The organism is Haloglomus irregulare (assembly GCF_007421925.1).
GTDB lineage: Archaea > Halobacteriota > Halobacteria > Halobacteriales > Haloarculaceae > Haloglomus > Haloglomus irregulare.
Window position 1 is genome coordinate 1 of sequence record NZ_QMDX01000035.1, and the last position, 12,050, is coordinate 12,050.

Sequence of the window (12,050 nt, forward strand, 5' to 3'; positions counted from 1 at the left end):
CCAGCGGGCTTCGGCTTGTGGGAAGCCCCGTCGTTTACCACGGGGAGGAGGTCACTACTGATGGTTCTAATGCATAACTCTCGACGTGCCGTCTTTCGTGATATCGCACAGGCGCCGTATACGGAGTGGCCTGCCTATGATTCGACGCCACTCTACAATCGGAGTTCACTTGATGCGCTTCAGGAGGATATCCGAACTGTCGGGCAGCAATGGTTCAAACACGACCATCACGGATCGGTGGAAGACTTTGTATGTCAATACCCACTGGCCTACTTCCGATTCGACGCTCACGACCGTTATGGAGGCTCGACACGGTACAAGATGGAGCCCCTCTTTCGGGTGTTTGTACTGAAGGAACTCCATGGGTGGGAGCACGAAACAGCACTCGTCGACTACCTCAATCACCGCTCTGACCTCTGCGAGCAACTGGCTCTCGAGACGATCCCAGACCAATCAACGCTGTGGCGCAGCTGGCACGAACGTTTCACTGCTGACCTCCGAGAGACAGTCGAGACGACGGCTCGAACGATCCTCATCAAAGCCCAGAATGCAGGTGTCGCGGTTCCACGTGATCCGGAGCGAAAGCTTCGGCATCACGATGATGGTCGAGAGGACTCAGACACCGACGACCAATTAGTCCTAAAACAGACTGAGGGGATTACTGACCATGTCAGCCACGTCGTCTTCCCCGCGTTTTCACTGGACCGTGGCGAGGGTTGTGAGATCCACGAGAACGCCTACTGGAGCTTCCAGACGTATCTCGGGCTCCGCGTGGAACTTGGCCATCTCGAGGGACCGCTCCAGTTCTGTGCGCGGTGTGGCCCCGGCGGACTTGCAACGTACTGGACGCGCGACCTCGAGGAGCATCTTGTCCAAGAGGTCACCGAGTAAAGAGGAGAGGCGATGTCCGTACGTCACCCTCCGGAACAAGGGCTGAGCCCGCCATTTAAATATTTGTAGCACGATGGTACTACCATGAAATACGCGAGTGTCAGCGTCAAGTTCCCGGTCGAACTCGACACCGAAATCAAGCGATTCCTCGATGAAACGGGGATCTACACGAATAAGAGCGAGTTCATCAAGGAAGCATGTCGGTCCCATCTCCGAGAACTCAATGACGACACGGCGATCGCCGCGCTTCGGCTAGAGCAACTGCTGGCGCAGGCCGAACAGAGCCGCCAGTCCGATAGCGATATCGACGCAGAGCTCGCGGCACTCGGGGAGAAAGTCGATGCGGACGACCTCGAACAGGCCGTCGAAGAGGCACGAAAGGAGACGTCCGAGCAGGTGTACGGGTCTGACGCGTGAAGATCCTCGATACGAATCTGTGGGTCTTCGGGACACTGCGAACCAACGAGCAGGCCGCTGAATTGCTTGCTGAAATCGACCGCGGTGAGACAACGTCTGCTATCAACGCGTACATGGTCCAAGAAGCGCTGGCCGCATTCGACCGGACACAGAGTCTCTCTGCGGCGGACCGTGATACCGTCAAAACGAGGTTTCTGACGCGACTGACGCGAATGACAGGGCTCATCGAGGCGCCGTCGAGTCGTGATGTGAGCGACGCACTCCTGCGAGAGCAGCGATCAGCTCCGACCGTGCAGACGCTCGCTCGCGTCTGTGAGATCCAGCCGAAGGACGTTCCAATCCTCGTGCTAGCGTTTGAGCACCGTGACCGCGACCCGACGATTCTCACAAACGACGAATCCTTCGCCGAGCTGGAGCCAGCAGCGCACTCACTCCCTGAAATCACCATCGAACACGTTTCCTGACGGCGCCCAATCTCGCTACGGCAGCGCCTCCTCGACGACCATGTGATCGTTTGACTCGGACGCCATATATTGAAAGCGACGGCGGTATTCGGTATCGATATGGAGTGCCCTGCGTGTGGCGGCCCTGTCACGATGGAAGTGGGGCCAGACCATCCACTCTCAGCATCAGTGGCGGATGCACTGCTTGCTGCTGACGAAGACGAGCAGATCGTCGTCGCCCGAAATTGCTGGGCGTGTGGATGGAGTGAGGAGCGGTCGGTGTCCATCGACTCGATCGAGACAACCGAAGGAGACACCCACGCTGTCGAGCGAGCCGCGATTCTCGACGACATTATGAGCGAGGCGACGGCGATTGACGACCTCACGACGCTCAAAGACGCCCTCGCTGAGGTTCGCCGTCAGCGTCGTCTCACGACTGATGGGGCCGACTCAACTGACAACGTCGACAGTGGATAGGTACTACCCATGACCGAGACCGACGCGCTCTACGACGTTCGGGAACGGACTGAGAATCCAGCCCATGCATCGGTCGACGACGTGATCACACTCGTCCTCGATCGAGCACGGAAACCGCGTGAGAACCACCACAACGCACACTTCGACGAGGCGATGGCTGCTGTCGTTGATCGATATGGTACAGAGGCGGTCAGAACTGTCATCCATCGTGTGCTCGTTGAGCACTATCCGTTTCGGACAGCCACGGTCAACCTCGATATACGCAATTTCGATGGTGTTCGGATCGGCACGACGGCTGTCTGGACCCTTCGGGAGTTGAACGCACAGGGGGACGACTGAGACGCGTCTCGTAAATCGCCTCAGGGTCAAGCCCTGAGGCTTTCGCGTGGACTCCCGTTCTATGCCTCAACCGAGGCAGGGGGTACGTGTTCCCCACTCACGTTCAGCGTCCCGCGATTCAAGCGCACATCTACGGGTGCGCCTCCATCGTCTGCGTTTTGCTGACGACGGAGATACTGCAAACCGATGTTCTTCGAAGCGTTGTAGTCGGCGTGGTTCTCATACCCGCACTGCTGACACTCGAACGACTCGCCCGATCGATTGGTGCCGTGGGTAAACCCACACGTCGAACACCGCTTCGACGTGTTGCGCGGGTCAACCTGTACGACTTCGACACCGTGTTCTTTGGCTTTGTATTCGACGTACTCGTAGAGGCGTCGAAACGCCCAGACGTGTTGCCACGTCGCCTCGGGAATATTCTCCCGAATGTGGGTCAAGTCCTCAAACACGATGTGCGAACAGTCGTTCTCGACGGCCTCCTCGATAAGTTCGTTCGCCACCGTGTGCAAGTGTATCTCGAACCGCCCGTACTCTTTCTGTCCGACTGACTCGATGGTTTCGTGGGCGTGGCGAGACCCACACTGCTGAAGCGACCCACGACGCTTCTCGTATTCCCGACGCCAGTGGTTGAACTCGTCTGCCGACCAGAATCGCCCCGTCGAAGTAACGGCGAGATTGTTCACGCCCAAATCCACACCAAGGACTGTTCTGTGCTTGGATTCGGATTCAGATGGTTCCTCGTTTGCTTCGACTTTACGCATTGAGGCGTGGAGATACCAGTCACCGTCGCGGTATTGTAAGTACGCCATCCGAAACTCGAAATCCTCGTCGGAAACGTACTTCGTCGGCGGTGTCTCCGAGTCGTCGGGGAGGATGTAGTCGCACTCGACCCGCCCGTTTATCGTCGAGAGGGAAACGTGGTCGCGGTGGAATGTCGCACTCCGCTTGTCGTAGACTGCGCTATCGGCAGAAAAGTACGGTTGCGACGTGTTCTCACCACGTTCGAGACGCGAGACTCCGCTTTTGACGGCTTCGACCGCCCGCCGAATCCCTTTCTGGACGAGATTCGCGGTCAGGTCGGTTTCGTCGCGGAGTCGGTCGTAGAGGGCACGTTCCGCTTTGGCTTTTGAGGTGACGTGGTATCCGTCGTCGCCGTGCCAGCACCACTCACTCGCGGTGTTGGCGCAGTGTTTGAACTGCTTGACAGTCTCTCGAAGGGAGTCGTCAGCTCCTTCGGGAGTGTCGAGTTTGATGACGGCGGTACGACGGTATTCCACTGTATTTTCACATATACAGTTCGTGTTACTTATGGGTTTACGAGTTGGCCTGCCATCGTAGCGTGGTTTGTATTGTCTGGTGTCGGCCTCCCCAACCTCGAGGGTCGGGGCATCCGCCTCGTACCGCCTGTGAAAGCCCTCGGCCGCTCGGCATCCCGCGCCCCACGCTGCGCTTCTCGTTCCTGTGGTGCTAGCGGGGTCGGGGGACGACCGAGACGGCCTCGCCCTTTCTAAGTCCGCCAGGATGTCGGCTGTGTCACTAACCGTCGGTCCCGGTTGACCAGTGGTTCTCTACGGCCCGCCCCGCTCGCCGCGTTCCGCCCTCCGCGTCGCTCGCGACCGACCATTCCGGGCGTGCGGGCGCTCTCCGCACCGCCCGCGCCCGTTCCGGGCTAAAATGGATGTGCCCTCGGCGCCAGCGGGTATCCCCGTCGGTTGCGCCCCTTGCGGGCTTTCGCGTTCCAGCGCTTTATGCCGCCTGCGCTGTCGCGCGCCCCTTGCGGGCTTTCGCGTTCCAGCGCTTTATGCCGCCTGCGCTGTCGCGCGCCCCTTGCGGGCTTTCGCGTTCCAGCGCTTTATGCCGCCTGCGCTGTCGCGCGCCACACCGCGGCGCGCGTTCTCGGCGACAGTCGCCCTGGACACGGACCCGCACATCGGGCCGGACACGAGCGGGCATATCCCGCTGGCCGCTCGCTCCGGGCGGGTCGGCGCGCGGTGCTGGTTGGGGCCACCTCATGCAGGCGCGCTCTCGCTCGCGCCCGGTAGGGCGCTCGCGAAGGCGCGAGCGAGAGCGCGCAGACAAGTCTGTCGGTTGTTGTCGTCGAGGAAATCCGCGATGTTGGAGCATCGCGGTGTCGGGCGCGTGAGCGCCTTCAGGTCTACGTGAGACCAATGTCAAGTAACAACGCCACCACGGATGTAGTTTCGGTCGATAAACAGGCTTTCGAGAAACACGATGAAGCTGAGGTCGACGAGGATGGGTTCGAGGTCGTCGACGAGACCCCGGAGTTCCGGGCGACGGTCGACATGGAAGTGCAGGCAAAGGTCGATTCCAACCATCCGGACGCGCGGGTCGAGGAAGGTCCGGATCACCTGTTCGGGAAGACCCTCGAACAGGAAGAGCGCATCGAGGCCCGGGAGGCCGAGCTGGAGCACATCAGTGCCCAGGCGGAACTCAGTCAGCAGGAGGGACGCGCGAAGCGGACGCGGGAGGTCGTCGTCGAGCAGTGTGGCCGTGACGAGCCCGAACCGGTGGAGCGCACGGATCCCCGAGAGAAGCTAACGCAGGAAGACCTCGGGGCGGTGAACAAGCAAGCGATGCGGATTAAGGAGGAAGTCGATGGCGGCTGGTCGAGGTCAGTCGTCGCGAAGCAGTTGGCCGAGAAGGTGCAGCGCGGCCAAGACATGACGAAGGCAGTACTGGAGACGCTCGAGGAGCTAAAGGCGGTCCCCGGTGCAATCGTTCCCATCGCGGATGTGCCGGACGTCCCGGTCGGGGAGGTGACGGTTGAAGGAACAATCGAGACCCTCTGGGAGCCTTCCTCCTCAACCATCCAGCAAGTCGGGCTGATAGCAGATGAGAGCGGGAAAATCAAGTTCACCTGCTGGGAGAAATCCGGGCAGACGGTGGTGCGAGAAGGTCAGACAGTGCGGTTCCGGGCAGCAGCCAAGAACTGGTACGAAGGCCGGTGCTCAATCGCGCTGACCGGGTGGTCGGATATCCACTTCCCGGAGCGCGGCCGCTGGTGGGAAGAGTAGCCAGTGACGCAGCCTTCTTTTTTGCTGTGTGCCAGACCAGACCCAAGCCCCACCGCCCCACCCTCCGCTCCGTGCTCGCTCCCTGCGGTCGCTGCGCGCGCAGCCACGACCTCAATCACGAATCGACATCGAACTCAGAGAGGTCGACCTCTCGGTAAACCCATTCTTCGAAAGCAGCATCAACCAGCTCTTCGAGGGAGCTGTAATCGGAATTAGTTCGAATCGTTGTGTCCACGGCCTCTGGGAGATCGTCTACATCCGTCATCTCGTCAAGGTTGACCGGAAGCGCGTTCTCAAACGCCAATTGTGACTCAAACTCGGTCTGCTCACGTACGAATTCATCGGCGAACAACACTGGCGCGCCCACGTGATTTAGAGCAATATCGACGATATCTTGATCGGCCCACTCCTCCAGTCGGTCTCGTTCGTCCTCCTCTAGTTCTTCGGCAGCCGCTGCGAATGTATCTTGGATGTCGCTCACGAGTTGTTCCATTCCCTTCATTTCCGCCACATGAGTCGCAGACGACTGCCACTCAATGAACGCAAACGTGATTTGTGCCAAGGAGACAGCCGTTAACTGACCTGGACGGGCGAACCCTGCGTTCGACGGGCCAGCCAGTAGGAGGTCAGGCTGTTCAACGTCGGGGATATCGATGATACCGAGCCTGTCAAGCGTCCCCTTCGACCCTCCATGGACCGATTCGCTGGCTAACCGGTAATATGGCTGGTAGTGGTCCAGATCGCCAGCTTCCTGGAGGCCCCTAATCGACGGCCCGCCACCACCCTCGTATGCGTCTGCCGCCCACCCGGTTCCGTACCCGTTATCGTCGAAATGGGATCCAAACCGCTCTACCAGCTCCACTTTCCCCTCTTCGAGTGAGGCCATCGTCTCATCCGCGATCTGTTCCTCATCAAGGTCGTCTGCGTGTTCTTGATACGTCTGAGCGAAGTAGTATTCCCAGAGATACCGGTAGTGCAGAAAACGCTCGGCTGTGTCGGAGCCTGCTTGCTTGATGAAGGAAGTGGTAATTGAGAGTTCGTGGAGGGATCTCCATCGGGCAAAGGCTCCATCAGCAAATCCGCCTTTGAGCAGGTGGTGGATCTCCATCGCGACCTGTACTGCCCGTGCGTGAAGTCGCGTCAGAGCGTCAAAGACGAAGTCCTGTTCCTGAGCTGCCTGAAGCCGATATTCCGAGTTGATTGCATCACCCGTTTCCTGCGACCAGATAATGAACCGTTCAAGCAGTTCCAAAGGTTCCCCCCAGCGATCTTCGATCCCGCGCTGGAATTCTGCCTTGGTTTCATAGAGCCGTCGCAATCCCTCGTCATCCTCGCGGACCTGCTGGTACATACTATCCCCAACAGCCTCAATGACCTCGCTGGTAGCTTCCGCGATCTCGTCTTCGGTGGGTTCCTCATCGAGCTCTCCTTCTTGGAGAAGTTCCAGAAGCTGGTCGTGGATTGCCTGAGAGAGTGGGTCAGTATCGTTGAGCATGCTGAGTTACTCTTTCTCGTGTTTCAGCAGAGTGGATGATGGAGCTTTGGGAGCAATTGGCGTTTATTTACCCCTCAATAGGTGAGGGGCTCGCCGTACTGGCAAGTCCCTGAACACTGTGAGAACCATGGCAATCAGAGACATCTACGAAACTGACTTCGACGAGGACGTCCAGACGGAGTCGAGTGCGAACCAGTGCCCCGAGTGCGACGGCCGGGTCACCACCAGTACAGTCGAAACCGTCTGCGAGGACTGTGGCCTTGTCATCGACGAGCAGCGGATCGACCACGGGCCAGAGTGGCGGTCGTGTGACGAAGACGAACGGGAGCGCACGGGCGCTCCGTTGACGGCGGCACGACACGATCGAGGGTTGTCGACGGAGATCGGCCGCGGAACCGATGCGAACGGGAACGAACTCTCAGGACAGAAGCGACGGCGGCTCGCTCGGATGCGGCGTGAGCAGACCCGTGGAAGGTTTCAGTCGAAAGCTGAACGCAACCTTGCACACGGGCTTAGTGAAGTCCGCCGGATCAGTAGTGCGCTCGAACTATCCGAGACGATCCGTGACCAGGCCTGCCAGCTCTTCCGCAGCGCTCAGAACGAGGACCTCCTGCAGGGCCGGTCGATCGAGGCGATGGCCGCCGCGAGTGTCTACGGCGCGTGTCGGTGTAACGGGCGGCCGCGAACGCTCGACGATATCACCGAGTCGGCGCGCGTCGAGCAATCGCGGGTGACGAACGCATACACGACGCTGAATACGGAACTCGGCCTGCCAGCCCAACCCGTGACGCCGAGTGCGTTCGTTCCGCGGTTGGCCTCGGAGCTCGACGTCTCCGATCAGATCCGGCAGCGGGCTCGGCAGCTGGCGGAAGCATCCGAATCGACCGGAGCAACCACGGGGGTTCGGCCATCCGGATTCGCCGCAGCCTGTCTGTACAAGGCCGGACGCGAAGACGGACGGTGGCTCACCCAGTCGGACGTCGCTGACGTTGCGAACGTCTCGGTGGTCACCGTGCGGACCCACCGCGACGCGCTGGACGAGCTGGCCGTGTAGAGCCCACACTGCTGATTTTCGGTTGTATGTCTGTAGGCTGATTGATGGGAGCGCTATTGTTTAAATCCGAAGACGAAGCGTGACATCCTCACCCGCCATGAACGGCGGGGCTTCCTACAAGGGAAGGCTCGCTACGCGAGGAAGTTTCGGAACTGTACGCCGAGAGGGTCGTCTGTCGGGGTTCCCGACTCGCCTCCCGGTGTCCCGTGGTGCTGTCACAGGCACTCCCGTCCCGTGGCGAGTCATCGCCCGCCGGTTTCCAAGGCAGGCTCTCTCCCCACGGGTCAAGGCGACCGGCGAGGTTGGTCGCCGCGTTAATGTCCGCTTGGTACTCCGTTACCCAACAGTCGTCGTTTGTGCAGCGGAATGCTGCCTGTTCCGGGCGCTCCCCGACGTGACCGCAAGCGTGGCACGTCTGCGACGTGTAGGCCGCGTTGACGTACTCGACGGGAATTCCGGCGTCGAGGGCTTTGTCCTCGATACGACCCTGCAAGCGGGCAAACGCCCACGAGTGGAGGCGGCGGTTCATCCATTTGCCGTAGTCCAGCGACTCGCGGATGTAGGTCAAATCTTCGAGGACGATAACCGGGTCCTCAAACTGCCGGGCGTACTCGACGGCTTCCCGGCTGGCCTTCTCGACAATATCCGTGAGCGCGTGCTGGTAGTGGGTGAACCGCTCGTCAATCCGCCACTCGGCGGATCCGCGCTCTTGCAGGCGCTTCAGCGTCGTGTACATCTCTTTGCGGAGGTGTCTCGCTCGCCCGCCGTCAACGAACAGCGGGTCCACCGGAGCGCCCTGCTCGACGGCACAGCCGACGAGCAACGACGACTCACCCACGTCGAAGCCGACCGGCATGGGGTCGTCGGGCGTCTCCGGTTGCTCAACTTCGTACTCGACGGTAACGTGCAACGTCCACGAACTGCTGTGTTGGCGCAGGCGGAACTCGCCAACGGACACGTCGCCATCATAGAGTCGGTCCCACAGCTCCCGCTGGTCGGGGTTGATTCGCAACGGTATCCAGAACGAGGTGCCGCGCCCGGCCTGTGGCACTCGCCAGCAGAACTCGTGAGTGCGGTCGGGCGAGTGGTCGAGCTGCCACCCACGGTTCGTGAACCGAATGGGATGGTCCTCGGCCAATTCCTCGGCGTCGTAGGTACGCCGGAGTTGCGGGACGTACTGTTTGAGCGCGTCCTTCGCGTAAGAGGACAGGTCGTAGCCGGTCACAATGTCGTTGACCGCCGTCTGCGTGTCGGCCCCGGACGCGAAGGCGTCACGGAGCGCACAGCGGTAGGTCGCCTCGGTGCGCTGGAGCCGCCGCTCTTTGTGCGCCGTAGGTGGCGCGAGCGTGGCTTCGAGCGTCTTGGTGGCGGTCGTCATGACCGACATTCGACAATCGAACAAACACACCTAATACATATAAAAACCATGCTAACTACACATATATATGGGCAAAGAGATTCGATTCATAGTCGAGGAGGACCAGTTCGAGCGACTGAAAGCGGTGAAAGAACGGCGCGGCTACACTTGGAAGGGGCTGATGCTGGAAGGTGTAGACGCGCTCGACATCGACGACAGATACAAGTAGGACCGACGGCCAGCGACGGTTATAGTGGACACACAGGGCGGCAGACGCGATTCCTTCTCGGCGTGAACAGCGGGATTTCCTCGCTACTTCAAAGATGACCGACCAGTACGCCGACTACGAAGCCCTCCGACCGCTCGGCGAAGCGACCCACGTTCCCGACGACCAACTCGCCAGTAGTAGTGGCGAGCCCCGGCGGCAACGCTCTGGTGGCGTCGACGCGGACTATCCAGACGACCCGACAGCAGCTGCGACCGAGTGTGAGTCCTGTGGAGCGTCGATCCCCGCCAGCCAGTCGAAGTGCCGGTTCTGTCTCACGAACCATCTCGAAGGAGCCGACGACCAGGACACATCGAATGCCGAACGGACTCTCCTCCACGTCATCCAGCTGCTCGTAGAGGCGTCGACGTTCTACGGCGCCGTCGGGAAGGGATCTGCTGCGGCCACCCTCCTCGCGAAGGGAGATGATGACCCAGTAGTCGATGACTGCAAGGTAATCTATGATCTCGACGAGGAACCGGCCCCACAGCTTGTCGATCAGTGGCCCTCGCTCCCCTCGGCGACACGAGTCACGTCTGAATGTGGTACTCAGCTGCTCGCGTCCGCTCGCAACCGGACACCGTGGACAGAGACGACGCAGTCCTGTCACGACGGCGAGCACACGACGTTCCTATACGAGGAAACCGGGAGTGGGGTTCGCTCAGAAGATCGTCTTGCAAGCCTACGTGAGGACGCAGACGACGACCTCTGGCTGGTGCCAGCGATTGCGCTCCAAGAATCCGTTGACAAGACCGATACCGAACAGCCACGACGCGAGCGCCCGAACAGAACTCACCTCGAGTGCCGGGAGTGCGGTCGGGAGACGAAGCATCGATTCCGCGAATTCGAGGCTGTCCCCGATGACGAGTGGACCGGGCAGCCCATGTGGGAGTGTCAGCGGTGCGGGACACCTCGCTATGGGCCCGAACCCGAAGCCGGTCAATAGAGACGGTGTCAGTTTAACCAACGAATCCTGATATCGATTCGTTCTGTTGGTTAACTGGAGGCCAGTTCGTTATCACTCCCGGACTGCCCCGCTGACTGCCCGCCGGTGTTTTTTCGCGCCGTAAATTGGCGGAGGCGCACACATGGACCCACGAGACATCCCCGGCTATCGACTCCACCGGGCGCTCAGCAGCCTCACCAGTATCGACGTGGACCAATTGGAGCCCGCTGATCGAGAGCGAATTAGCACCGCGACGACGCTCCTCGAGCGGGTAGATGTTCTCACCCAACCGAATCCGACGAGGGACGGTGACGTCAACAGAGAATCCTGACAGCTCGACGCGTCGGCAGCGCAACGTCCTGTGGCCGTCACAGCGTGAGCGGTTGTTCGCCCCCTGAAGGGGTGCGGGGGCGCGAGACCGCTCCCGAGAACAACCCATGGCAACACTCCAAGCCGCAACGACATCGACCGGCACGCTCGTAACAGACCCACAGGCCGTCCGCCAGCTCTGTGAGAACCACTGCTTCGGGACGCTCAACTGGGAGGTGAACGACGACAGCGAACTCGTCATCTGGGGCTACGACAGCTTCGAAGTGTACGAGGCCCGTGAGAACGGTCTTCCTGACTACGACGGTGGCATCGTCATCCACGAGTTCCTCCGGTCGCTCGCGGAGTATCTCGAACCGGACGAAGAATTCGACATCCAGACAGCCGGATTTACCAAGTGCCGCTTTCCCGTGCTGGCGAAACGGTACGTCGTTCGCGACGGCGAAGTCCTCTACGCGGACCTCAGTTCCCCCGACCCGATCGACGAGTAGCGTTGTTCGTCCCCCGGGAGGGGTGCGGGGCGATCCAGTCGTGGGTCGTCCTGCAAGGTGATTGTTCAATGGGCCACCGCGCACTCGTTGCGTACGAACGAACTGACGGACAGTACACGCTCCACTACTCTCATTGGGGTGCATCGAATCTCAAGCTCAAGCACCGAATCTCGGCCGAAACACCGTTCGGTGACGAGGACGCCGACTCGAAGTGGGCGAAACAGCTGCTGGCGGAGTTAGCCGATGGCCTCGAGGCAGATGCTGTCGACGGCTACCTCACCGGCGAGGATCGACCGTCGACGGTCGTCGAGCCAAAGCCCCGCGCCACCGGCCTCACGCTTGAGGAGATCATCACCGACCATCTCGACTACCTCCACCACGAGGCGTTCTACGTGGTGTCACCCACCTTCGAGGTGACCGCCTACCGGACACTGTGGTTCGGCCTGCAGTACGATTCAGAGACGGTCGACCACGGCGAGACGGTCGGGAACGGCGCGCTCGCGACCGTCCGAT

Annotated in this window: 15 protein-coding genes; 12 read left to right on the plus strand and 3 right to left on the minus strand. The window is 60.5% G+C overall.

All coding sequences use genetic code 11. The annotated features are described in order from the left end of the window. Nucleotides 1-60: 60 nt before the first annotated feature. The 5 genes from DP107_RS19125 (at nt 61) to DP107_RS19145 (ending at nt 2,567) form a co-directional block, all read left to right on the plus strand. Nucleotides 61-891 carry a DUF7558 family protein gene (locus tag DP107_RS19125; RefSeq protein ID WP_185977412.1) on the plus strand — a complete coding sequence of 277 codons (831 nt, stop codon included), beginning with the start codon at nt 61-63 and terminating at the stop codon, nt 889-891. 84 nt (nt 892-975) lie between these two features. Next, nucleotides 976-1,308 carry a ribbon-helix-helix domain-containing protein gene (locus DP107_RS19130; protein WP_144263680.1) on the plus strand — a complete coding sequence of 111 codons (333 nt, stop codon included), beginning with the start codon at nt 976-978 and terminating at the stop codon, nt 1,306-1,308. Continuing rightward, nucleotides 1,305-1,772 (plus strand): hypothetical protein, encoded by a 468-nt coding sequence (locus tag DP107_RS19135; RefSeq protein WP_006184787.1) that lies wholly within the window; start codon nt 1,305-1,307, stop codon nt 1,770-1,772. The genes DP107_RS19130 and DP107_RS19135 overlap by 4 nt, the downstream gene beginning before the upstream one ends. 99 nt (nt 1,773-1,871) lie before the next feature. After that, entirely contained in the window at nt 1,872-2,228 is a 357-nt protein-coding gene (locus tag DP107_RS19140; protein WP_144263691.1) for a hypothetical protein, read from the plus strand. A 9-nt stretch (nt 2,229-2,237) separates the two neighbouring features. Continuing rightward, complete coding sequence (locus DP107_RS19145; protein WP_144263681.1) at nt 2,238-2,567, plus strand: hypothetical protein; 330 nt, start codon at nt 2,238-2,240, stop codon at nt 2,565-2,567. 59 nt (nt 2,568-2,626) lie between these two features. Here DP107_RS19145 and DP107_RS19150 read toward each other — a convergent pair whose 3' ends face one another. Further along, on the minus strand, nt 2,627-3,844 hold the full coding sequence (locus DP107_RS19150) for an RNA-guided endonuclease InsQ/TnpB family protein (protein WP_144263682.1): 1,218 nt from the start codon (nt 3,842-3,844) through the stop codon (nt 2,627-2,629). A gap of 891 nt (nt 3,845-4,735) precedes the next feature. Between DP107_RS19150 and DP107_RS19160 the strand changes: the two genes are divergently transcribed. Next, nucleotides 4,736-5,602 carry a DNA-binding protein gene (locus DP107_RS19160; protein WP_144263683.1) on the plus strand — a complete coding sequence of 289 codons (867 nt, stop codon included), beginning with the start codon at nt 4,736-4,738 and terminating at the stop codon, nt 5,600-5,602. Nucleotides 5,603-5,717: 115 nt separating this feature from the next. On the opposite strand, the gene DP107_RS19165 is transcribed toward DP107_RS19160, so the two are convergent. Next, nucleotides 5,718-7,097 carry a DUF5677 domain-containing protein gene (locus DP107_RS19165; protein WP_144263684.1) on the minus strand — a complete coding sequence of 460 codons (1,380 nt, stop codon included), beginning with the start codon at nt 7,095-7,097 and terminating at the stop codon, nt 5,718-5,720. A gap of 127 nt (nt 7,098-7,224) precedes the next feature. Here DP107_RS19165 and DP107_RS19170 point away from each other — a divergent pair, with 127 nt between their 5' ends. After that, the gene (locus DP107_RS19170; protein WP_144263685.1) at nt 7,225-8,151 is read left to right on the plus strand and encodes a transcription initiation factor IIB; all 927 of its coding nucleotides are present in this window, start codon (nt 7,225-7,227) and stop codon (nt 8,149-8,151) included. An 88-nt stretch (nt 8,152-8,239) separates the two neighbouring features. Here the strand turns inward: DP107_RS19170 and DP107_RS19175 are convergent, their stop codons facing one another. Next, entirely contained in the window at nt 8,240-9,538 is a 1,299-nt protein-coding gene (locus DP107_RS19175; protein ID WP_144263686.1) for an RNA-guided endonuclease TnpB family protein, read from the minus strand. A 58-nt stretch (nt 9,539-9,596) separates the two neighbouring features. On the opposite strand from DP107_RS19175, the gene DP107_RS20390 reads away from it, so the two are divergent. The 5 genes from DP107_RS20390 to DP107_RS19195 form a co-directional block, all read left to right on the plus strand. Further along, nucleotides 9,597-9,737 (plus strand): hypothetical protein, encoded by a 141-nt coding sequence (locus tag DP107_RS20390; RefSeq protein ID WP_185977413.1) that lies wholly within the window; start codon nt 9,597-9,599, stop codon nt 9,735-9,737. Between the two features lie 94 nt (nt 9,738-9,831). After that, a complete protein-coding gene (locus tag DP107_RS19180; RefSeq protein WP_144263687.1) occupies nt 9,832-10,719 on the plus strand; it encodes a biosurfactant protein 1 in 888 nt (295 codons plus the stop codon). A 142-nt stretch (nt 10,720-10,861) separates the two neighbouring features. Next, the gene (locus DP107_RS19185) at nt 10,862-11,050 is read left to right on the plus strand and encodes a hypothetical protein (RefSeq protein ID WP_144263688.1); all 189 of its coding nucleotides are present in this window, start codon (nt 10,862-10,864) and stop codon (nt 11,048-11,050) included. 106 nt (nt 11,051-11,156) lie between these two features. Then, nucleotides 11,157-11,537 (plus strand): hypothetical protein, encoded by a 381-nt coding sequence (locus DP107_RS19190; RefSeq protein ID WP_144263689.1) that lies wholly within the window; start codon nt 11,157-11,159, stop codon nt 11,535-11,537. 68 nt (nt 11,538-11,605) lie between these two features. Beyond that, the coding region (locus DP107_RS19195) for a DUF6735 family protein (protein ID WP_144263690.1) at nt 11,606-12,050 on the plus strand (445 nt) is incomplete at its 3' end.